Consider the following 23601-nt stretch of genomic DNA (forward strand, 5'->3'; position numbering starts at 1 on the left):
CGACCGATCTGTCGTCGGAAACGGTATCGCGCCGCCCGTACCGGGACGTCAGTGACCGGCGCCGGACCGTCTGTTCGGCTGACCGAACCGGGTGACGGGCTCGAGTTCCGCCTCGTCGACGTCGTCGAAGGCGTGGCGGGCGATGACCCGGCGGTGGACCTCGTCGGCCCCGTCGACGATGCGGAACTGGCGGACCGACTCGTAGAAGTCCGACAGCGGGAGATCCTTGCCGATACCGTTCGCCCCGCAACACTGGACGGCGAGATCGATCGCGTCCTGGGTGACGTTGGCGGTGAAGACCTTGCACATCGAGACGGGCACCCGTGCTTCCTCGCCGGCGCTGATCCGATCGGCCGCGTCGCGGATCGCGGTCCGGGCAACGTGCAGTCGCGTCTCGGCATCGGCGATGCGGTGGCGGATGGACTGCTTGTCCGACAGCGCCGAGTCGAAGCCCTGCCGCTCGCTCGTGTAGGCCTTCGCGATGTCGAGCGATCGCTGGGCCATCCCCGAGAAGCGCATGCAATGGGTCAATCGCGCGGGGCCGAGTCGCTCCTGGGCGTGGACGAACCCCCGATTCAGTTCGCCGAGGAGGTGTTCTTCGGGAACGCGGACGTCGTCGTAGACGATTTCCGCGTGCGAGATGCCGTGTGCGCCACCACCCATGTGTGGGACGTTTCGGACGACCTCGACGCCGTCGGCGTCCGCGGGCACGATGAAGATCGAACACCCCTGGTAGGGGTGAGCGTCCTCGTCGGTCCGGGCCAGGACGAACAGAACGTCGGCCTCGACACCCTGGGTCGTCCACCACTTGTGGCCGTCGATGATCCACTCGTCGCCGTCCTTCTCGGCGGTGGTCTGGATCATCTTCGGATCGGAGCCGGCCCCCTGCATCGGTTCCGTCATCGAGAACCCCGATCTGATGTCGCCCGCGACGAGGGGATCGAGGTACTGCTCCTTCTGGAGGTCGTCCCCGGCGAGTTCGAGCAGGTGCATGTTCCCCTCGTCCGGCGCGTCGACGCGCATCGCCACCGGGCCGAGCAGGCTCCGGCCGGCTTCCTCGAAGACCGGGAGTGCGTCGCGGAAGTCGATTCCCATCCCGCCGTGCTCCTCGGGGATCTGTGGCGCGTAGACGTCGTACTCGCGTGCGGCTTCGCGGAGTTTCGTAATCGTCCCGCTCGAGACGGCCATCCCACCGGGACGCTCTCGCTCCATCGGGAGGACGACTTCCTCCATCAATTCGCGTGCGCGCTGAGCGAGTTCCTGGGCCTGCTCCGAGTCATCGTATCGCATATGCTCTCCTCGTTCGCGCGCTCGAAAGGTATATCTGCCGTTCCCACTCGGTAATTCTGATACCCAATATATTTATATATGGTTCCTATGAGTACTATCTTGGCTTACGATGTTAATATAACGGACCAGATTCCGTCCGGTGGAAGAACCCGGTATCGGCTCTCGATGGGAGAATCGAGGCCGAAATCCCTACCGTGCCGTCCAGCCACCGTCGGCCGCGACCACCTCGCCGGTGACGTAACTCGCCGCGTCGCTCGCGAGAAAGACCGCCGGGCCGGCGATCTCCTCGGGATCGGCGAACCGATCGAGCGGCGTCCGGTCGATGATCGACTGTCGGAGTCCCTCGTTGTCCCGGAGGTCGTCGGTCAGTTCCGTCGCGACGTAGCCCGGTGCGATCGCGTTGACCCGCACGTCGGGGGCCCAGTCGATCGCCACGCTCTTCGTGAGGCCGATGAGGCCGTGCTTCGAGGCGACGTAGGGGTGCTGGCGCGGCAGTCCGACAAGCCCGCCGACGCTGGCGACGTTGATCACCGCTCCGCCGTCGCTCTCGAGGAGGGCCTCGGCGGCGGCCGTCGTCACCTCGTAGGCACCGCTCAGGTTGACGTCGAGCACCCGATCGAGGCTCGCCGTCGAGACGTCTTCCGGGCGACCGAGCGCGTCGTCCGGGTTGAACCCGGCGTTGTTGACGACGATATCGACGCCGCCGAACGCGTCTGTCGTTCGATCGATGGCGTCCGCGACGGCGTCCGGATCGGTCACGTCAGCGGAGATGGCCAGCGCATCGCCGCCGTCGTCCTCGATTCGATCCGCTACGGTCTCGATTTCGGCCGTCGATCTGGCCACGGGGACGACCGTTGCCCCCGCGTTCGCCAGTCCGACGGCGATCGCGCGCCCGATTCCGCGTCCGCCACCGGTCACCAGTGCGACTCGTCCGGAGAGGTCGAAGAGATCACTCATCAGTCAACACCACGTCGATCCGTTCGCGTAATCCTTTCTTGTCGAACTTGCCGGTGGCCGTCTTCGGGATCGACTCGACGGGCCGTATCTCGTCGGGAAGCCACCAATCGGGTTGGTCGAGTTCGTCTGCGAGGTGGGACGCTAATTCGTCCTCGTCCGGGTCGGCTCCCTCCGCAGTCACGACGCAGGCGAGCGGGCGCTCCTGCCACTTCTCGTGGGGGACGCCGATCACCGCCGCCTCGACGACCTCTTCGTGGGCCATCAGTGCGTTTTCGAGTTCGATCGTGGAGATCCACTCGCCACCGCTCTTGATCACGTCCTTCGCCCGGTCGACGATTTCGACGTACCCGTCCTCGTCGACCGAGACGATGTCGCCGGTCTTGAGCCACTCGTCCTCGAAATCGGCTTTGGTGGCTTCTGGCCGATTGTAATACTCGGAGACGACCGTCGGGCCGCGAACCCAGAGTTCGCCGACGGCCTGGCCGTCCCACTTGATCTCCTCGCCGGCATCGTCTACGACGCACATCTCGAGTCCCGGAGAGAGCAGCCCCTGTTTCTTGCGTTTGTCGTACTTCCGGCTGCGGTCCCAGTCCGCCATCCGGGATTTAGGCCGGGAGACGGAACCGATGCTCATCGTCTCGGTCATCCCCCACGCGTGCTCCATTATGACGTCGAATTCGTCCTCGTACCGGCGCATGACACCCTCGGGGGCCGCGCTCCCGCCGACGACGATCCGGTCGAGGCTGGAGAGGTCGCCCCCGTGTTCGTCGACGTGTTCCAGAAGGTTGATCCAGACTGTCGGGACGCCAGCGGTCATCGTGACGTCCTCCCGCTCGATCAGGTCGAGCAAGTCGGCCGGTTCGGGCGACGGGCCGGGGTAAACCTGGGTCGCGCCAGCCATCGTCGCTGCGTAGGGAAACTCCCACGAGTTGACGTGGAACATCGGGACGACAGGCATCACGACGTCGTCCTCGGCGATGTTCAGCCCCGCGGGCGTCATTACCATCATCGCGTGGGCGTAGATCATCTTGTGGGTGTACTCGACGCCCTTCGGCCGCCCAGTGGTTCCGGACGTGTAGCACATCCCCGCGGGCAGGTCCTCTTCGAGATCGGGGAACTCGTCGTCCGCGATCGGGTCATGTTCCCCGAGCAGGTCCTCGTAGGCGATCGCGTCGACGTCGGTGTCGGGCACCGAGTCGTCCATGACGACGACCCGCTCGAGGGCAGGTCGGCCCAGAGTCGCTCGATCGTCTCGAAGGGGTCGCCCGGATCGACGAACAGGATATCGTCACCCGCGTCCTCGACGATGTGGACGATGTCGTCGTCGCCGAGCAGGACGTTTATGGTGTGCAACTGTGCCCCGGACAGCGGCACCCCGAAGTACGTTTCGAAGTGCCGGTGGTGGTTCCAGCCAAACGTCCCGATCCGATCGCCCTGCCCGAATCCGCGGGCGGACAGCGCGGCAACCAGCGATCGGACACGATCGCCGAACGCGTCGTAGGTGTAGTCGGTGATGCCAACGTGGGTTCGCGAGACGATTCGATTCTTCGGAAACAGGTTCGTCGGCCGCCAGAAGAACGGCCGGAGCGTCAGCGCTGTCATTGTCAGACGACTTCTTCGGGTGAGACTGCGAGGTACTTCTCGAGGAGATCCTCGCGGTTCTGGATCTCCTCGATCGATCCGTCGAACACGATCTGCCCAGTGTCGATGACGTACCCGCGGGTCGCCAGTTCGAACGCGAAGGCGACGTTTTGCTCCGAGAGCAGGACGGTCACGTCCTGGGAGACGACGTCCTGGAGCATCTCCCGGAGGTCGTCGACGATGACCGGGGCGAGCCCTTCGGTCGGTTCGTCGAGCAACAGCAGCGACGGTCGCTGGACCAGTGCACGAGCGACGGCGAGCATCTGCTGTTCGCCGCCGCTCAGGTTCTGGGCGTTGCTCGACCGCAGATCGTCGAGCATCGGGAACAGGTCGTACATCTCCTCGACCGGTTTCGGGTCGGCGGCGAGTTTGTGCGCGAGAACGAGGTTCTCCTGCACCGTCAGCGTCGGGAACACCCGCCGGTCTTCGGGGACGAGGGTGATCCCCCGTCCGTTGATCTCGTCCGGCGTAAGGCCGACGATGTCCTCGCCCCGGTAGACGATCGATCCACGGCGTGGCGGCGTTACGCCCATGATCGATCGCATCGTCGTCGTCTTCCCGGCGCCGTTGCGGCCGAGCAGCGCGACGACTTCGCCCTCCGCGAGATCGAGTGAGACGTCGTGGAGGACGTGGCTGTTTCCGTAGTACGTGTCGATGTCGTCGAGTTCGAGTACCGTCATACTGCTTCACTCCCCAGGTAGGCTTCCGTCACGCGTTCGTCGGCCAGGACTTCCTCGGGGTCGCCGTCGGCCAGTACCCCGCCCTCGGCGAGAACGACGATCCGGTCAGAGATGTCAGTGACGACGTCCATGTCGTGTTCGGTCACGACGAACGTCGCGTCGATGTCCTCGTTCAGTTCGTGAATGAGCGAAACGATTTCCTTCGTCTCGCTCGGATTCATTCCGGCCGTCGGCTCGTCGAGTAGGAACACCGTCGGTTCGATCGCGAGCGCGAGCGCGATCTCGACGGTCCGCTTTTCGCCGTGGCTGAGTTCGTCACACGGCGTTTCCGAGATATTCGTGAGGCCCGTGAGGTCGAGCAACTCGTCAACGTCCGCGTTGAGTTGCTCGTCTGCGGCCACAAGCGACCGGAAGTCCATCGTTCTGCCGTCGTGGCTGATCCGAGCGACCTGCAGATTCTCGCGGACCGTCAGCCCCTCGAAGACGTTCGTTATCTGGTAGGACCGCGAGAGGCCGCACTGTGCGACCTCGTGTGGCGGGGCGTCGGTGACGTCCCGGAGTTTGCCGTCTCTCCGCAACCAGATCGACCCGGCCGTCGGTTCGAGAACGCCCGTCAGTAGGTTGTAGAACGTCGTCTTCCCGGCCCCGTTCGGGCCGATGATGCTGGTGACGTCCTCTCGGTGAATCTCGAGCGAGACATCGTCGACTGCGACGAGGTCGCCGAACTGTTTGCGCAGGTCTTCGGTTTTGAGGACGGTCGTCATCGGGTCGCACCTCCGTGACCGATCGAGCGCACGCGATTCCACGCCGATCGGATTTTCGCAACGACTCGCTCGACGTTCCAAACGATCGCGTCCTTCGCTTCCCGGAGTTTCGTGGCGATCGAGTCGCGGACGAACGCGATCGCGGCGTCGGTGCCGTCGCGTTCGTACACCGACTGCACCTCGCGGAGCCAGTCGCGGAGCATGATCAGGCCACCGGCAGCGCCCTCCTTGAAGTAGAGGACGACGACGATGAGCATGAGCCCGAAGAAAAACTCCCAGTAGGCCTCGAGCGCGCCGAAGCGGCTGATCCCCCAGCGCACGTACAGGTAGACGAACGCGCCGATGATCGGGCCGCCGAAGTACGTCGCGCCGCCAATGACGGTGGCGACGACTGGAGTCGCGCTCTGGGTCCAGTGGGAGTGGGTGGGCGAGGCGACGCTCACGAGTCCCGCGATCAGGACGCCGGCGATTCCGACGAACACGGCCGAGAGAATGAACGTCATCCAGCGGTGGTACCGAACGTCGACGCCGAGGGCTGCCGCCCGGTCGGGGCTCTCGCGGATCGACTTGCAGATCGTCCCGAACGGCGAGTGGACGATTCGCCAGATCGCGTACGACGACGCGAGTACCGTCACGAGCGTCAAGTAGTAGTACGTCTGCCGATCGCCGAGTCTGATCTCAAGTCCGCCGAGTTCGATCGTGCCGAGCAGCACGAGGAGCCCGTCGGTTCCGTTGGTCAGTCCCCCGGGATCCTGGATGATGAGCGAGTAGCCGAGCATGCCGAACGCGAGCGTGATCAGTGCGAAGTAGATCTCTTCGAGGCGGACGGAGAGCCAGCCGACGGGGATCGCGATCGCGAGGACCAGCAGGACTCCGAAGAGGCCGCCGCCGGCGAACGTCACCAGCGGCGCGAGACCGCTGCCGACCGCGTCGGCGACCTCCGGCCGTAGCTCCGTAATGAAGATTGCGAGCCCGTAGGAGCCCCCGGCGTAGAACAGCGCATGACCGAACGAGAGGAGGCCGGTGTAGCCGTACAACAGGTTGAACGCGAGCGCGAATAGCGCGATGATGAGGAACTCGGTGAGCAGGTACACTTGGAACGAGGGGCCGAACCCGGCCAGGAACAGGCCAAGCAGTCCGAGCAGTACGAACCGCTCTGTGGTCCAGCCGTTCCGTACGGCCTCGTAACCGAACGATTCGATCCGTCCACTGATGCTGTCTTCTTGCGTTCTCATTCGCCGAACCCTCCGAAGAGTCCTTCCGGCCGAACCAGCAGGACGAGTACCATCGCGACGAACGGGATCGCGATGGACCCCGCTGCGATGAATTTCGGGCCCATCGCCTGCATCATGCCGACGAGCATCGCGCCCACGAACGCTCCCGACAGCGAGCCGAGGCCGCCGATGACGACGATGATGAACGCGTCGATGATGACCTGATCGCCGAGCGCCGGACTGATCGACTGCATCGGCGCGGCGAGCGCCCCGCCGAGTCCCGCGAGGAAGCTGCCGGCGAAGAACACCGCCGTGTACAGCCGCGGAACGTCGACGCCGAGCATCGAGGCCATCTCGCGATCGGACGACGTCCCGCGCACGAGCGCGCCGAAGTAGGTCTTCGTGATGAACACCCAGAGGCCGACCATCACGACGAGCGCCGCCCCGATGACGAACAGACGGTACGCGACGAACGTGCTGCCGCCGATCGGAATGGAGAAGTCGAGGAGGCCGGGGTATGCCATCCGATAGGGCTGGGACCCCCAGATCGACCGGACACCCTCGTGAATGACGAGGACGAACCCGAACGTGACGATCAGTTGGTCGAGTTCGCCTTCAAGTCGACCGTACAGCGGCCGAATGGCGATGACCTCGATGAGGACGCCGATCAGGCCGACTGCCGTCGCCCCGACGACGACGGCGAGCCAGAAGTTACCGACGTACTGGTTCGTCACGGCGAGCGCGACGTATGCACCGATCATGTAGAACGCACCGTGTGCGAAGTTGAGGACGCCGAGAACGCCGAATATCAGGCTCAATCCGACGGCGATCAGAAACAATCGACTCCCGAGGCTCAACCCGATAACGACGTCCGAAAGGCCGATAAACGCGGGCGTATTCATCGAGCGTCTCACACCCCCGAAGGGAGATCGGAGTCGCCGAGCGCGTCGTCGATTTCCTCAGGCGTAATCTCGTAGCGCTCGACCGGGTCGAGCACGTTGCTTTCCCAGTCGTCGTCGTAACTAACCGTGCCCCAGATCGAGGCCACAGTCGCCTGGTTCGTCTCCTCGTTGAACTGGTAATCGCCGACCGGTCCCGAGTGTTCCATCCCGGTGAATGTCTCCACGAGCGAATCGGGATCTGTGGATCCGGCCGATTCGATCGCCTCTTTGTACAGGTAGACCGCCCGATACGCACCTTCGGCGTTGTACGTCGGGAGCGTATCGTACTCGTCGGCGTACCGTTCGCGGAACGAGTTGTTCTCCTCAGTGTCCGGCACGAAGGGATCGTACCGCGTCGACACGTGCTGTCCCTCCGGGAGTGGCGAACCGTCGGAAGGGAGGTCAGTTCCCATGCCGACGCTAAACAGCGTGTACTCGATCTCGTCGAACCAGCCTCGGTCTTCAGCCTGGCCGAGGAAAGTGGTCAGGTCCGAGCCCCACAGCGGTGTAATCACGCCGTCCGGTGCTGCGTCCATGACCGAACTGATATACGGCGAGTAATCACCCGTCTCGAGGCCCGGATACTGCTCCTCGGTAAACTCCAAGTCGGCACCGAGGCCCTCGGTGAACGCCTGGAAGTAGTCCCACGTCTCGTACCCGAACGCGTAGTCAGGGCCGATCGTCGCCCACTCGGTCGCGTCGAGTTCCGTGGCTGTCTGGGCGGCACCGTACATATCCTGGGCGAGGTTGTTGCTACACCGGAACACGTAGTCGTTGCCGACCGAATTCTCGTGTTCGCCCTCCGGCGACGTCAGGAACGGCGTCGCGGCGTGGGTGACCATAAACGGCATCTGCATCTCGGCGATCTGCGGAGCCAGCGACTGGGCGACGCCACTGCTGTCCAGTCCGAACAATCCGTCGACGTTCTCCTCCTCGATCAGGCTTCGGAGCTGTCGGATCGCCGTGTCGGCGTCCGCTTCGGTATCCCGAGGGATCACCTCGACGTCTTCGCCGTCGATCCCACCGTCGTCGTTGATTTCGCTGACGGCGAGTTCGAATCCTTGCGTCGCTTCTTCGCCGTAGAGTGAGGCGAATCCCGAAGTGATGTACATCGCACCGAGCGAGATTCCGTCCCCACCGTCCCCTCCGAGACACCCCGCAACCGCGGTCAACCCCGCGCCGACGGCCGTCGTCTTCAGGAACGATCGCCGATCGAGGCCGGCGCCGCTCGTTTCGATCCGTGACGTGTTACCCGTGTTTGACCCTTCCATGGTATTGTAAGTCACATGGCCAACTGTGAAATGACCATATAAATAGATTATGTTTATAATATTATATTACTGGGGGAACTATCGATCGGAATTCCGTACTTTCCCGCGTATATCGATTGAGCAGGTAGTGTCATATTTCGAACTACAGAAAATATACATACTGTTTTCTTTACATTAGTGGCGCCGACATCGCCACTCTTACGCGGCCCCAGGTCCGACGGTCCCGACCGCCGAGAAATGAAGTAACGTCTACGGACCGTATTGTAATCGATACTATATTTATTTGAACGTACGGATTTCGAACCTATATATTACGTATCGGCGTTTCGTTACCATAGACACGTCGGAGAACCGATTCAATAGACGTGAAAATACCCTAAGAGCGGAGTACGACCTGTTCACTCCGAAGTTATCAGAAGTGGTAATCCGGACATGAATTTTTTGAAGGGGGAGGGATAGGGTGGATTCAATGGCTATTGACGACGCCGACCAGGCGGATGCCGGGCAATTTTCTGAGGGCGAGGCGTCCCAGTCTGTGTCGGAGGACCAACGATCCCACGAGTCGGACTCGAACGCTCACCCCGGTGAGTACACGTGGGCGGACTTCATGGAGGAACACGGACACGCTGACGAAGTTTCGGAGCTCTATCCGGACGATCCGCCCGGAGCCAGGAACCGGCTCGGACTCGACACCGGCGCGATCGATCCGGTACCGAGCGGGGACGACTGGGACCGGGTCGACTTCGATCCCGAGTCCTATCTGGGATTCCATCCGGACGACCTCGAGTCGATCATCACGGACACTGCGGTCCCGAACGCCGGGATGCTCCAGCGGATCTTCCTGGACCACGTCGATCCCGAGACCACCCCAGTCGTCAAGGACGTCTACTCGTGGGAACACTACAAGTGGGAGTACTACTACGAGGACGACGGCAGTCGACCTCGCGATAGTAACGGCGAGATCGTCCGTCACGACGAGGAAGCGGCGCTGGGCTTCGATCCCGACACGCTCGAGGACCGCCTCTCGATCGGCGACGACATCGCGATGGAACTCGACGACGTGGTCGAGGAACGGACGGTCAACGTCCAAGAGGACCTCGACGAGGACGAGTTCTTCTCGACGGCCGCGGGGAACACCACCGTCACCAACCGCTACGATCTCGAGAAAGCGGTCCCGATGGACAAGAAGACCCACTTCCAGGAAGTCGAGCGCTACTGGGTAAACAAACCCTACGCCTGCGTCGTCATTTTCCACTCGGAGAAGGAAAACGAGAAGAAGTACTACATGATCGAGCCGTACCAGAACGAGATCGAGACGGAACTCCAGGAGTTCCTCTCGGGCAAACTCAGGACGGCGATCAAGTACTCCGAGGAGGGGATCAAGGAGAAAGCGGCCGAGGAGGGTCGCCGGGAGGTCATCGAGGAGGAGACGCGCCGACTTCTGAAGCGGTACGATCTCTTCGAGAAGACATCGAGCGAGGCGTCGGCCGGGATCCTGGAGACGATACGGAACCTGCTGGACGACGAGGAGGACGACGAGGTCGAGATCGGTCCGAGCCAACTCGAGGGGATCGAGGTCCGCCCGGAGCCGGCGATCCTCGAAGACGACCCGGACACGTTGAACGAGTACCAGGTCGAGAAACTGCTGTATCTCCTGAAGCGCAACTTCATCGGCTACGAGCGGATCGACGGGATCAAACACGACATCAACGTCGAGGACATCTCCGTCGACGGCTACAACTCGCCAGTGTTCGTCTATCACTCGGAGTACGAGCAGATCATCTCGAACATCTACCACGGGGAGGAGGAACTCGACGACTTCGTCGTTAAACTCGCCCAGCGCTCCGGAAAGGGGATCAGTAAACGGCTGCCGCAGGTCGACGCGACCCTCCCCGACGGCTCGCGTGCCCAGTTGACGCTGGGCAAGGAGGTGTCCGATCACGGGACCAACTACACGATCCGCCAGTTCAAGGACGTCCCGTTCACCCCGATCGACCTCATCAACTGGAACACCTTTAGCCTGGACGAGATGGCGTTCCTCTGGCTCTGTATCGAGAACCACAAGAGCCTGATCTTCGCCGGGGGTACCGCGTCCGGGAAGACGACGAGCCTGAACGCCGTCTCCCTCTTTATTCCGTCCAACGCGAAGATCGTCTCGATCGAGGACACCCGCGAGGTCGAACTCCCACAGCGAAACTGGATCGCGAGCGTCACGCGACCCTCTTTCGCCGACGACGAGCAGGGTGACGTCGACGAGTTCGACCTGCTCGAGGCCGCACTGCGCCAGCGACCCGACTACATCGTGATGGGTGAGATCCGCGGCGAGGAGGGCCGGACGCTGTTCCAGGTCATGTCGACCGGCCACACCACCTACACCACGTTCCACGCCGACTCCGTCGACGAGGTGCTCAAGCGATTCACGACGGACCCGATCAACGTCTCGAAGACGATGTTCACCGCGCTGGATCTGGTGTCGATCCAGACCCAGACCCGCGTCCAGGGGAACAAGGTCCGCCGGAACAAGTCCCTGACCGAGATCAACCACTACGAGGCCGAACACGACGAGATCAACGTCCAGGACGTCTACCAGTGGCAGGCCGAGACCGACGAGTTCCTCAAGATGGGGGACTCCAACACCCTCGAAGAGATTCAGTTCGATCGGGGCTGGAACTCGGAGAAACTCGAGGACGAACTGTTCAAGCGGGAGGTGATCCTCGCGTACCTCATCAAGAACGATCTGAACACGTACGCGGAGGTCGCCGCGACGGTCCAGGCCTTTATCAACGATCCCGACACGATCCTCACGCTCATCGCGAACGGACAACTGGAGGACAGTCTCGACGACCTGCGGGAGATGGAGAGCGTGCTGATCGACGTCGACCAGGAGAAAGAGGAACTCGTCCCGCGGCCGGAGTCGACGTCGGAGACGTACAACCTCTCGATGGACATCCTCGAACGGGCCGAGGAGTCGCTGTTCGACGAGTACCGCGGAAAAGTACCGAGCGGCCTCGCGAGCGCGCTCGGTGACGTGGAACAGGAGAGCACGATCGAGGTCGATAGCGCGGACACGGACGACTTCGCCTTCGCCGGTGCCGTCGACGGCGAGGCCGGCCCGGACGAGTGGGAACTCGGTGACGGTACGACCGACTTCAGTGCCGGGACGGCCGGGGACGACGAACCGGCGTGGCTCGACGACGACACCGGCTTCGATATCGGAGGCGACGACGCCGAACCGGACCCGGCCGGCACGGAAGCGACCGCGAGCGCCGGGGCGGGGGCCGATGACAGTGAATCGTCTGCCGCGACTGGCGGTGGCTCGACCGGCGACGTCGGGACGGCCGACGGACCGACCGAGTCCGCGACGCTCCCGGACACGGTCGATCGGGACGAATCCGAGGTTCGCCCCGCGGACGACGCCAAGGACGGTGATCTCGGCGGCCTGTTCGACGACATGGGCGAAACGCTCGATCGGATGGAGGACGACTCCGGGCACGATGCGCCCGCGTCGACCTCCGGTACCGAGCACGACACCTCCGGATTCGACGCGATGTTCCCCGACGACGATCTCGACTCGATCTTCGATCCGAGCACCGACGACGACCAGTCGAACACGGACTTCAGCGACCAACTCGAGTCGGAACCCTCCGGTGTGGGGACCGACGCGATCGACCCGAGCGCGACGGCACCCGACGACGCCACCGACGGGACGTCGGAGGCTGACGACTCGACTACGCTAGACGCGACGCCCCCGACGATCGATCTCGGGGACGGTACGGCGACGGACGATCCGAGCGACGATCCCTCCGGGACGGACCCCGCACCACCGGACGCCCAATCGACCGATCCGCCGTCGACGGACGGCGAGGACGCGAGCGGCGACGGAGTGGCTGGTTCGGACGCCGAAGCGGATCCGGCGGCCGAGTCGACCGCGGATGCGTCCGGATCTGGAGACGGCACCGACACCGACGGCGAAGGATCGATATTCGGCGACGAATCGCAATCGATCTTCAGCGACGACGCTGACGACGGAGACGACGGAGACGACGGTGGGTCGCTGTTCGACGACGCTGAGGATGGTTCGCCGTTCGACGACCCGGACGAGGAGAGCGACGACGGCATCTTCGGTGGCGACGACGGGGAGAGCGACACATGAGCCTGCAAACCGACGATAGCGGGGGGTCGGGCGTCTCGACCGGATCCGACGCACTCGGCGAACGGTTCTACCCGCTGTACGATCGGCTGTTCGGCGAGGAGAGCGAGTTCGTCTCCGATCTGGAGAAGAAACTCGCGCAGGCGCGGATGACCGACACCGTCGAACTCTACCTCTCGCGTGCGCTTGGGATCGGGTTCATCGCGGGGCTCGGGTTGTGGCTGGTCGGGTTGATGCTCGGTTACGGGCTGTTCGCCACGGGCGTCGTCCAGGTCGACGAAATCCTCGGCATTCCGATCGGGAGCGAGGCGGTCCTGGAACTCATCGAAATGCTCCGTGTTCCGGCGCTCGTCCTGTTCACGGGCCTGCTCTTCGGAACGATCGGGTTCGCGCTCGGGTTCGGGACGCTGGTCGCGATTCCCTACTCGCGCGCCTCGGCCCGCAAGCGCGAGATCAACATGCTCCTGACCGACTCCGTCTCGTTCATGTACGCGCTGTCGGTCGGCGGGCTGAACCAGCTAGAGATCATCGACTCGATGGCCCAGGCCGACGACACCTACGGCGAGGTCGCAAAGGAGTTCCAGAGCATCGTCAAGGAGACGGAGTACTTCGACGTCGACTACCGGACGGCGATACGCAAACAGGCGATCGAGACGCCGAGCGACGAACTCTCGCAGTTCCTGACCGACATGCTCTCGATCGTCAACAGCGGTGGGGACATGGAGAGCTTCCTCGAGGACAAGAAAGAAAAGCACATGCGGACCGCCAAACAGGAGCAGGAACTGACCCTCGAGACGCTCGAACTGTTCGGGGAGATGTACATGACGCTGTCGCTGTTCCCGCTGCTCCTGATCATCATCATGGTCATCATGCAGATGATTCCGGGCGCGGACGTGACCGACCAGATGCTGTACATGACCGTCTACGGGCTGATTCCGCTGACCGGCGTCGGGTTCATCGTCCTCGTCTCGACGGTCAAACACGACGAACCCGGCGACGGCTACCTCACGCTCGGGAGCGGCGATCGCCGGATCGAGAACGCCACAGATCGGGGACTGCTCAACCTCGGCCTCGTCGAACAGTTCACCGGCGAGTACAGCGTCTTCGATCGAATCAAGAACCGCGAGGGGACCCACGAAACCGTGAGCGTCCTGAAGCGGCCGCACATCTTCTTCCGTGACAACCCGCTGTTGACGCTCCTGCTGACCGTCCCGACGGCGACGGTGATCGTCGTGACGGCGATGGTCTCCGGGTCCGCGCCGACCTCGTGGAACAGCATGGTGTCCAACCCGGTCTGGGGGACGTTCATCTACGTCTACCTCCCGCTATACCTGGTGGCGGTTCCGCTCTCGATTTTCCGGGAGTGGAACGTTCGCCACCGCAACGCCGTCGTGAACAAACTTTCCGAGGACCTCCGGAAGCTCTCGAGTGCGAACGACACCGGGCTCACGTTGCTCGAGTCGCTCAAGTCCGTCGCGGACACGACGAGCGGGAAACTGGCCCGCGAGTTCGAGATGATGCACACGAAGGTCAACTACGGGATGAGCCTGAAACAGTCGCTCATCGAGTTCAACAACAAGTACCACATTCCACGACTGGCCAGGACGACGCGGCTGATCACGGAGGCCCAGGAAGCGTCCAACCAGATTTCCGACGTGCTCCGGACGGCGGCCCGTGCAAGCGAGAATCACGACGACATCGAACGGGAACGCAAGTCCCGAACGCGGATGCAGGTCGTGATCATCATCATGACGTTCATGACGGTGCTCGCGGTCATCACGATCCTCAAGACCCAGTTCATCGACACGATGGCCGGACTCGAAGGAGGTAGTGCGGACATCGACGCGGGCGGTGCTGGAGGTGGACTCGCCGACGCCAACCTCAGCGAGAACATCGACGTCGACATGCTGTCGATGTTGTTCTTCCACGCCGTCACGCTCCAGGCGATCATCTCCGGGTTCATCAGCGGCTACATCCGGGACGCGGACCTGTTGAGTGGGCTGAAATACGCGATCCTCCTCGCGACGATCGCACTCGTCGGCTGGACGCTCGTGGCCTAACATGACCGGAGGAAACAGCCCCGAATCCCGGACGCGACGCAGTCGACCCCGGACGGTCTCGATATCGCTGTCGGACCGCGGACAGACGACGCAGGACTTCGCCGTCGGAATCGGCGTCTTCATCCTCGCGGTCGCGTTCGTCTTCTCCTACGTGCCGTCGCTGGTGACGCCGTACGACTCGTCGGTCGGCGGCGCCGAGACCGCCCAGGCCGATCGGATCGCCGATCGGATCGTCGAAAATACGGCCACCTCGTCGACGCCGAACGAACTCGACGGGAAGGCCTATCAGGAGACCTTCGCAGACGATCCCGAGAACCTGATTGCAGAACTTGGACTCCGGGCGAACGACGATGATGACGTCTTCGATCGGGTAAATATCACGATCGAATCGCTCGGTGACGACTCTGTCGACCACACCGACTGGAGCGGGGGCCACGACTACGACAACCAGTCCGCGGCCAGTTCCGCCCGGATCGTGACCGTCGACCATGAGGGCGCGTCCGGGAGTATCGACTGCGATCCGGCCTGCCGACTCATCGTGAGGGTCTGGTGATAGCATGAGGGGACAGACAGACCGCGCCCAAGCGTACACGCTCGAGGGGTTCATCGGCGCGATGATCCTCCTGCTGGCGATCCTCTTCGCCTTGCAGGCGGTCGTCATCACGCCGACCACCGGCGGGCTGGCCGATCGGACGGTGCAGGCCCAGCTCCAGCAGGAGTCACAGGACGCACTCGCCGTCGCCAGCGGGAGCGGGAACCTCTCGGAGATGGCCCGCAACTGGAACGCGTCCCAGGGGGATGATGGCCAGTTCCACGACGCGACCGAGTCCAGCAGCCCCGGGCAGGAGGAACAGACGTACGACCCCGACGAGTTCGCCAGCCAGTCGCGACTCGGGGCGATCCTGCAGGACCGGTACACGAACGACGGCTGGAGTTACAACGTCGAACTCGTCTACGAGAACGAGACCGGTGACGGATTCAACAGTACCCACTTGGTCTACCAGGGATCGCCGCCGTCGGACGCGTTTACAGCGAGTCACGTCGTGACGCTGTACGAAGACGATCACGTGATAGAAGGTGACCAGCGGCGTCTCACGGAAGTCGATGAGTATCCGATTCCACAGGCAGATTCCAGGAACGACGCGATCTACAATCTCGTTGAGGTACGGGTGATAATATGGTGAGATACGAACGGACGAACCGAGCGAATAGCACCGACCGTGAGCGACGCGACCGTGGACAGCTCATCCTCATCGGCGCGATCACGCTCGCGTTCATCGTCCTCGGTGTCGTCGTCGTGTTCAACGGCGTTCTCTACACCGAAACGCTGTCTTCGAGTGCGACGAGTCAGAGCGGCTCCGATGCAAACACGGTCGACGCCGAACTCGACAGCGGAATTAGCGGGGTGGCCCATCACGCGAATATCGAGGACCTCGATCTGAACGATACGATTGAAGGTGAGGGTGGATACGCCGAGAAGTACCTGAATGCCACGTCGAACAATCGGCCAGTGATTACAAACGTGAAAGTATCGGACACCGACGAGGCTCGCGTCGTCAGTGAACCGATCGGGAACGCCAACTACGACCTGTCCGATACCGAGATCGGTCACCTCGTGTTCGAACTCGAAGCGGTTGGCGGTAACGACGTCACCATCGAGGCTAACGAAACCTCCGCCGCCGATCCCGACAGCGTAAGGATCGAGGATCAATCCTCCGGGTTCGAAGTCTCTGGCCTCGACAACGACTGCACTATAGAACGGGCAAACGCGAATGTCGATCTCGTTGCCGGTACGGTCAACGGATCGGTGCCGGACGACTGCGACCGCGACGATCTCGCCTTGATCGACGTCGAAACCGAGTATAATAGTATAAATATCATCGAAGATGATATGCAGGGCTCGTACGAATTCGTTTCGAGAGGCGACGATAGTTTCGGGTCCGACGGTGTCTGGGCTGTCGAGGTCAAGATCGAGTATGACTCAAATGAGGTGTCGTACTCGAAAACCCACAAGATCGATGTCTACGGTGATGGCTCATGATCGGTCCTGCCCACCAACCGAACGATCGCGGCGTGTCGATCGCCGTCACGCACGTCCTGACGATCGGGATCACGACGATCCTCATCGCCCTGCTGGTGACGAGTTCGGCCGCGATGCTCGACACCGAGACCGATCGCAGCGCGGATCGATCGCTCGAGGCGATCGGGGAACGGCTGGCGGGCGAGATCGCGAACGTCGACGCGATCGCTTCGGACAGCGACGATGAGGACGTCACACTCACCACGGAGCATCCACGGACGGTTGCGGGGTCGGGCTACAGGGTCGAGGTACTCGATGCGGACGAAGACGTCTGTAGCGAGGCACCCCTTCTCACCGACGAGACCGACTGCCTGCGACTCACCGCCTCCAGCGCAGATGTGGAGGTGTACGTGCCACTGAAGGTCGACGTCGACGTCGATCACGAGAGTTCGGCCTCCGGTGGACTGATCGAGATCCGGTACGACGAGAGCGAGGACCATCTCACGATCGAGAGTGGGAACACATGAACGCACCAGGCACACCGATCGGACGAACCGACTCGAAGCGAGAGCGTGGCGTCACGGAGGTGATCGCGTTCATCCTCGTGTTCGCGATGGTCCTCAGTTCGGTGGCGGTGTTGTACACCACCGGCTTCCAGGCGATGGAGAGCTACCGGGAGACCGAACAGGGTACCAACGCCGAACGCGGGATGATCTCTCTGGCGGACAACTTCAACGACGTCCTGCGGTACGACGGCGTCGAGCGACGGTACGGCGAACTGACCCTCCGCGACGGGACCATCCGGACCGGCGGCGAAAATACCACGGTACACATCGCAACCGGCTGGGGGGGAGCCAACACCTCAAACGCACACAGTATGGAACTCGGTTCGTTCACCTACGAATCTGGTTCCGATTCGATCGCGTACGAGGGCGGTGGCGTGTTCCGCGCGAGCGGAGACAACAGTGTCGTAATCAAGCAACCACGGATGCAGTGTAATCCCGATGAGACTGCTATCGTGTCGATCTTGCGTCTCGATCACGACGGTGAGCGATCGATCCAGAGCAGCGACGGTGTCGGGTTCACGATCGACGAGACTGAGACGATACGACACACCGATATCCCCGAGATCGATCCGGACGAAGGCGAGATCAGGATCGTCGTCGACGACGGGCCGTATCAGGACGGGTGGAACCAGTCGTTGGAACGGAGCGACTGGAAAGATGACGATCCAGGATACACCTGCGACGTCGAAACCCTCGAGGTTCAGATCGTCACGGCCGAAATCGACTACTAATCAGGACACAGGATCGGCCGAACTAGCTCGGTTGATTCCTGGCGTGCCGTTACGATCCGTTCAGTCCGCGTCGGACTCCCAGTCGCCCGTCAGCATCGCCCGGAGTCCCGATCGGGAGGCCAGCGCCGAGACGCGGGCAGCGCGGTCGTCGACGCTCCCTCCCGTATTGAGATAGAGCCCGTTCGAGAGTTGTGCGGCGTCGGCCATCGGCGTGCCGTCCGCGCGAACCGGCTGGTCGTTGAGAACGGTTTCACCGTCGTCCGGGCCCCAGGGGAGGTCGACGCCGGAGAGGCCACGATCGAAACAGTACTCCGCGGCGTAGACGAGCGCCCGTTTTGGCGTCGAGTGGCCGATCGCTCCGATCGAGCCGCGATCGTTGAAAAAGCGGACGACGTACTCGTCGTCGTTGCCATCGGTCCCGCTGCTGTCGTCGCCGTCGCTGTCGTCGTCGGGACTACCGTCGGTGTCGCCATCGACCTTGCCGTCGCGATCGTCGATGTCGTCGCTCCCGTTCCGATCGTCGGCGTCCGCTACATTCGGTTGGGTCGTCTCCGTCGCCCCGTCCGCCGGAGCGTCACTGGAGTGGGCAGGGTCGTCCAGTCCGGTCGCGGGATCGGTGAACTGGATGGAGACGCTCGGTTCGGCGTCCGAGTCGTCGGCTGCGGGAAGTGCCGTGGTCTCGGACGCGAACGACGCCACGAGCCGCTCTATAAAACGATCGGTCGCGGATTCGAACTCGCTCTCGTAGGTCGACCCGCCGACGGCAACGAGGTCGTCGACGATCGAGTCGATCAGCGACGATCGATCGAGGGCCAGTCGTCGGGCGACGTGGTCCCGCGAGTGGCGTTCGAGACGGCGGCCGAGTCGGTCGGCCGTGAAGTGAGCGAGCGAAGACTCGTGGTCGTCGATCGCGGCGAGCCGACAGCTAGCCTGGTCGACGTCGCTCGAGCCGACCAGTAGCACCAACCGCCGTCCGTTCGTGTAGATGGCCCGATCGACGCCCGTCCATGCCATCGTCTGGCAGATCGCGGATGCGCGGTCCTGGTCCAGCGACTGGGGGAAGGGGTCGACGGCGACGAACAGCGCGGGAGTCGAGTCGACCGTACAGACGTACTCGAAGCGGGTCCCGTCCACGACCCGATCCGTCAGGCACGAGTCGGCGTGGACGTTCCAGCCGAGCGTTTCGAGGAGGGGATCGACGAGCCAGGCACGCGTCTCTCGACGGCCGGTCGGCGGCGTGCTGTCGACCAGCGCCCGGTAGCGCCTCGCAAACGAGCAGAGGTCGAGATCGGTCATTCAACGGAGCTACTCGAAGCACCTTCATGTAAGGACTGGTTATCTATCAATACACGTTGAAATAGGTGAATAGTTCTCACCGATGATAATCGTCCCAGAGGATTTATTGTTTTTCATGGTTTTTACCGGACCATGTCTGGCCCGGTACGAGACGCCATACCTGATTTCATCAGGAGGAGCTACGCACTCAAGTTCGCGCTTGTGTTGCTTCTTCTGGGTCTATCCGTGGGGGCGGTCGGGTACGTGGGAACGGAACTGGTCGCGGGAGAGGTCCAGGAACAGGTCCACGACGATCAGGAACGACTCGCGGCACAGGAGGCGAAGAACATCGAACAGTGGAGCGAGCGCAACGAATTTCTGGCGAGCGACGTCGCCAGTGGAATCGCGAACGCGGACGACGTCGGAGCGTACCTCGAGTCCGAAAAGGAGGCCGAGGACGGCATCTACGACATCCACCACGTCAACACGTCGACCGGCCTCATCGCGCACAGTACCAACGAGGAACTCGACGGCGCGACGATCTTCGACGCGAACGAGACGTGGGCCGCGCTCGACATCGAGGCGGCCGAGGAACGCGGCGGGATCGACAGCGAACCCCTGATCGGGACGGCCCACGACGGCGAAACGGCAGTGTTGTTCTACGCCGCGTACGTCGGGGAGGATCGAAACGAGGTCGCCGTCGTCGTGATCGACGTCTACGACTACGTCGACGAGATGATCACCGGCGAGGGGAGTGCCACCTATACGGTCTACACCGGGGACGCGAGTGGCATGCTCAACGAGGATCTCGCCGCCGAGGACGAACCGGTAGCCAGGGAGGAAGACGTCGTCGTCATGGACACCTCGGGTGAGGCGTTCTACGAGAACTACGAGAACGACGCGATCGACTTCGACGAGGTCACGCTGGAGCCGCAACTCTACGAGATGGGAACGCCGGGGGAACCGCTGACCCAGTCGATCGAGTCGGATCGCCACGACGACGAGTTCCTCGCGACGGCCGCACAAGTAAAGGAGGGTAGCAACTTCTACGTCGTGATCCACACCTCCAAGGCCGACGCTTACGGGATCGTCAACGACGTGACGACCTACGGCATCTACGCGTCGATCGCCGGCATCTTTCTCGTCATGCTGGTCGGCGGCGTGATGGGCCGGAGCACGTCCCGGTCGATCGATCTGCTAACATCGAAGGCCGAGCGGATGGAACAGGGGGACCTCGGCGTCGATTTCCAGACACAGCGCATCGACAGTATCGGTCGGCTGTACGAGGGCTTTGCCAGCATGCGCGACTCACTGCAGGACAAGATCCGGACGGCCCACGAGGCGCGCGAAGCGGCCGAACGGGCCCGCACCGAGACCGAACGAATTAACCAGCACCTCGAGGCGAAAGCCGACGCGTACAGCGACGTCATGCGCGAGTGTGCCGACGGCGACCTCACCGCCCGGCTGGATCCCGAGAGCGAGAGCGAGGCGATGGAGGACATCGCCCGCGAGTTCAACGAGATGATCGCCGAGATCGAACGAACGACGGGCGAACTCAAGGCGTTCGCCAACGACGTCGCGACGGCGTCCGAACAGGTGACGGCCTCGAGCGAAGAGGTCCGGTCGGCCTCGAAACAGGTCACCGAATCCGTCCAGGAGATCGCCAGCGGAGCCGATCGGCAGAACGAGTCGCTCCAGTCGGTCACCCACGAGATGAACGGGCTCTCGACGACGGTCGAACAGATCGCCGCGTCCTCGAACCAGGTCGCCGACCTCGCCGAACGAACGGCGACGACCGGTCGCCGTGGCCAGCAGGCCGCCCGGGAGGCGATCGAGGGGATGAACGAGATCGAAGCCGAGTCCGAACAGGCGGTCGAAGAGATCGCACGGCTCGAGGAGGAGATGGCCCAGATCGACGAACTGATCGAGTTCATCTCCGAAGTGGCCGAGCAGACGAACATGCTGGCGCTGAACGCGAACATCGAGGCCTCTCGCTCGTCGAACTCCGGGGAGGGGTTCTCGGTGGTCGCCGGCGAGGTCAAGGACCTCGCCAAGGAGACCCAGGAGGCAGCAGAGAACATCGAGGCTCGCCTCGAACGCATCCAGGAACAGACCGAGCGGACCGCCGAGGAAGTCCAGCAGACGAGTTCACACGTCGCCGAACACACGGACTCGGTCGAGGAAGCCGCGGACGCGCTCGAGGAGATCGCCGACTACGCCGAGGAGACCAACAACGGCGTGCAGGAGATCTCGGCCGCGACGGAAGAACAGGCCGCATCGACCCAGGAAGTCGTGGCCATGGTCGACGAGGTCGCGACCATTTCGGAGAAGACGACCATCGAGACCGACAACGTGGCCGCCGCCGCCGAGGAACAGACGACCGCCCTCACCGAAGTCTCCGAGAGCGCGAGCGACCTCGCGAGCCAGGCCGCATACCTTTCGGAGGCGCTGGACCGGTTCGACACGGACACCGACCCGGACGTGAACGCCGCTTCAGGTGACGACGGGGTCGCCGTGGAGGACTCGCCGCCAACCGCGTCGGAGTCCGGGGATGTAATCCCGCTCGGCAGTGGCGACGGTCCGGCCCGCGACGCCACGGATGCCGACTCGACCGAATCCGCCGACGACGATCGCGCCGACGGGTCACCCGATGCGGACGAGGTCTTCTCCTTCGGGAACACCGAAGACGACCAGTGACATCCTCCCCGGCGTGAACGCTGGGGCTTCCCGTACCGCAGGTTGGGATATTTGCCGGTCTACGACACGACCTGTTCTCTCGTACGAAACGTCCCGCTCTCGCGGTCGAACAGGTGTACCGATGGCTGTGCCACACAGCCGTTACTCCTATCCTCGCCATGAGGACTCGGAGTTATCTTCTGGCGCATATTCTCCGCCCCGTTACAATCCGCGTTCCCGACCAACTCACAGGACGAGCAGACGTACAGGCCACGTTCGACACGGTTCGACTTCGTGTCGTCGCCACATCGTGAACACGTCTTCGAGGTATCCCACTCGTTCTCCTTCAGCACCTCAACGCCATGTTCTTCGCCTTTGTACGCGAGATACTGGTAGATACGGTCGAACGCCCACGTGTGTAACTTTTTGTTTCCGGTCCTCCCCCAATCCCATTCTCGAACTTTCTCGGGCCAACTCACCGCGAGCGTGCCAACCTCTCGTTCGACGCATTCGGTGATGATGGTGTCCGTGAGGGTGTGGTAGAAGTGGGTTTCACGATTAGTGAGTTTCTGTCGTGCCCATATCGACTTCTCTGACGGCCCGTTCTCACCTTCGGTGTCGTAATCGGCACGTGTGTAGTAGTGCTTGTCCTGTTTGAGCGAGTTGCCGGGGTACAGGACGTACTCGTCTGGGAACGCGACCGTGGCAATGTTCTTGACGCCGAGGTCGATGCCCGCCACTCCGTCGCCTGCCGAATCGTTGGTTTCGAGTTTGACTTTGCAGACGAAGTGCAGTTCCCACTCGTTGCCGTTCCAGACCGCTCGGACATTCTGCACCTGGTTGACTTCTGAGAGGTCAACATCCGGGCGCGTCTGGTATTCACAGAGGATGAAGTCCGACCAACTCTCTTTCAGGCTCAAGCCTTTCGAGAGTCGGATACGGTTGTTTTCGGGGTCGTGTGTGAAGCCGTCTGTTTTGAAGGTGACCGTGCTTCGCAGGCGAGTATCGCCGTGTTTGCGGTAGCCGGGTGGATTCGCCTCGTCGTCTTTTTGCCGCAGGTTGAACCACGACTGGAAAGCGTCAGACAGTTCTTCGATGACTTTCTGACTGGATTGTGCGTTCAAGTCTTTCCAGCACGCTTGGTTCTTCATGTACGCTTTCAGCGTTCCTTCATCGGGAATTCCGCCGGTTTCTTCCCATATGCGGTCGGTTGTCCAGCGTGCGACGTTCCAGATTTTCGAGGCAGAATCGCCGAGCGAGTCGAGGTCATCGCAGACCTGTCGCTGGTTCTGAATGGAACCAACGTAGGTGCGAGTGACCTGAATCGCCATACATAGCCTATGTAGAAAACCCAACTTGATGGTA

Annotated in this window: 17 protein-coding genes and 1 pseudogene; 8 read left to right on the forward strand and 10 right to left on the reverse strand. The window is 62.6% G+C overall.

Features of this window, described 5'->3' with window-relative positions:
- Positions 1–48 precede the first annotated feature (48 nt).
- The 8 genes and pseudogenes from AC6I6X_RS15240 to AC6I6X_RS15275 all read right to left on the reverse strand — a co-directional run bounded on the left by AC6I6X_RS15240 (position 49) and on the right by AC6I6X_RS15275 (position 8758).
- Positions 49–1290, reverse strand: a complete 1242-nt coding sequence (locus tag AC6I6X_RS15240) for an acyl-CoA dehydrogenase family protein (RefSeq protein WP_497931401.1) — start codon at positions 1288–1290, stop codon at positions 49–51.
- A gap of 189 nt (positions 1291–1479) precedes the next feature.
- Positions 1480–2247, reverse strand: a complete 768-nt coding sequence (locus tag AC6I6X_RS15245) for an SDR family NAD(P)-dependent oxidoreductase (RefSeq protein WP_497931402.1) — start codon at positions 2245–2247, stop codon at positions 1480–1482.
- Positions 2240–3849: pseudogene (locus AC6I6X_RS15250) on the reverse strand (long-chain fatty acid--CoA ligase). The gene AC6I6X_RS15245 and the pseudogene AC6I6X_RS15250 overlap by 8 nt, the downstream one beginning before the upstream one ends.
- Positions 3850–3851: 2 nt before the next feature.
- Entirely contained in the window at positions 3852–4568 is a 717-nt protein-coding gene (locus AC6I6X_RS15255) for an ABC transporter ATP-binding protein (protein WP_497931403.1), read from the reverse strand.
- Complete coding sequence (locus tag AC6I6X_RS15260) at positions 4565–5332, reverse strand: ABC transporter ATP-binding protein (RefSeq protein WP_497931404.1); 768 nt, start codon at positions 5330–5332, stop codon at positions 4565–4567. Before AC6I6X_RS15260 ends, AC6I6X_RS15255 begins: the two co-directional genes overlap by 4 nt.
- The gene (locus AC6I6X_RS15265) at positions 5329–6567 is read right to left on the reverse strand and encodes a branched-chain amino acid ABC transporter permease (protein WP_497931405.1); all 1239 of its coding nucleotides are present in this window, start codon (positions 6565–6567) and stop codon (positions 5329–5331) included. The genes AC6I6X_RS15260 and AC6I6X_RS15265 overlap by 4 nt, the downstream gene beginning before the upstream one ends.
- The gene (locus tag AC6I6X_RS15270) at positions 6564–7448 is read right to left on the reverse strand and encodes a branched-chain amino acid ABC transporter permease (protein WP_497931406.1); all 885 of its coding nucleotides are present in this window, start codon (positions 7446–7448) and stop codon (positions 6564–6566) included. Before AC6I6X_RS15270 ends, AC6I6X_RS15265 begins: the two co-directional genes overlap by 4 nt.
- A gap of 8 nt (positions 7449–7456) precedes the next feature.
- Positions 7457–8758, reverse strand: a complete 1302-nt coding sequence (locus AC6I6X_RS15275) for an ABC transporter substrate-binding protein (protein ID WP_497931407.1) — start codon at positions 8756–8758, stop codon at positions 7457–7459.
- A gap of 469 nt (positions 8759–9227) precedes the next feature.
- On the opposite strand from AC6I6X_RS15275, the gene AC6I6X_RS15280 reads away from it, so the two are divergent.
- From AC6I6X_RS15280 to AC6I6X_RS15310, 7 genes are all read left to right on the forward strand, one after another.
- A complete protein-coding gene (locus AC6I6X_RS15280) occupies positions 9228–12911 on the forward strand; it encodes a type II/IV secretion system ATPase subunit (protein WP_497931408.1) in 3684 nt (1227 codons plus the stop codon).
- Entirely contained in the window at positions 12908–14968 is a 2061-nt protein-coding gene (locus AC6I6X_RS15285; protein ID WP_497931409.1) for a type II secretion system F family protein, read from the forward strand. Before AC6I6X_RS15280 ends, AC6I6X_RS15285 begins: the two co-directional genes overlap by 4 nt.
- A 1-nt stretch (position 14969) precedes the next feature.
- Positions 14970–15521, forward strand: coding sequence for a DUF7287 family protein (locus AC6I6X_RS15290; RefSeq protein ID WP_497931410.1), 552 nt, complete (start codon positions 14970–14972; stop codon positions 15519–15521).
- A 4-nt stretch (positions 15522–15525) separates the two neighbouring features.
- Positions 15526–16152, forward strand: coding sequence for a DUF7288 family protein (locus AC6I6X_RS15295; protein WP_497931411.1), 627 nt, complete (start codon positions 15526–15528; stop codon positions 16150–16152).
- 113 nt (positions 16153–16265) lie between these two features.
- The gene (locus AC6I6X_RS15300; RefSeq protein WP_497931412.1) at positions 16266–17009 is read left to right on the forward strand and encodes a hypothetical protein; all 744 of its coding nucleotides are present in this window, start codon (positions 16266–16268) and stop codon (positions 17007–17009) included.
- Positions 17006–17515: a DUF7266 family protein gene (locus tag AC6I6X_RS15305; protein WP_497931413.1), complete on the forward strand. Its 510-nt coding sequence runs from the start codon at positions 17006–17008 to the stop codon at positions 17513–17515. The genes AC6I6X_RS15300 and AC6I6X_RS15305 overlap by 4 nt, the downstream gene beginning before the upstream one ends.
- Entirely contained in the window at positions 17512–18285 is a 774-nt protein-coding gene (locus AC6I6X_RS15310; RefSeq protein ID WP_497931414.1) for a DUF7289 family protein, read from the forward strand. Before AC6I6X_RS15305 ends, AC6I6X_RS15310 begins: the two co-directional genes overlap by 4 nt.
- Positions 18286–18345: 60 nt before the next feature.
- On the opposite strand, the gene AC6I6X_RS15315 is transcribed toward AC6I6X_RS15310, so the two are convergent.
- Positions 18346–19581, reverse strand: a complete 1236-nt coding sequence (locus AC6I6X_RS15315) for a hypothetical protein (protein WP_497931415.1) — start codon at positions 19579–19581, stop codon at positions 18346–18348.
- 132 nt (positions 19582–19713) lie between these two features.
- Here AC6I6X_RS15315 and AC6I6X_RS15320 point away from each other — a divergent pair, with 132 nt between their 5' ends.
- The gene (locus AC6I6X_RS15320) at positions 19714–22257 is read left to right on the forward strand and encodes a methyl-accepting chemotaxis protein (RefSeq protein WP_497931416.1); all 2544 of its coding nucleotides are present in this window, start codon (positions 19714–19716) and stop codon (positions 22255–22257) included.
- A 59-nt stretch (positions 22258–22316) separates the two neighbouring features.
- Here AC6I6X_RS15320 and AC6I6X_RS15325 read toward each other — a convergent pair whose 3' ends face one another.
- A complete protein-coding gene (locus tag AC6I6X_RS15325; protein ID WP_497931417.1) occupies positions 22317–23567 on the reverse strand; it encodes an RNA-guided endonuclease InsQ/TnpB family protein in 1251 nt (416 codons plus the stop codon).
- Between the last annotated feature and the right edge of the window lie 34 nt (positions 23568–23601).

It is taken from the genome of Halosolutus sp. YCN4 (assembly GCF_059736495.1).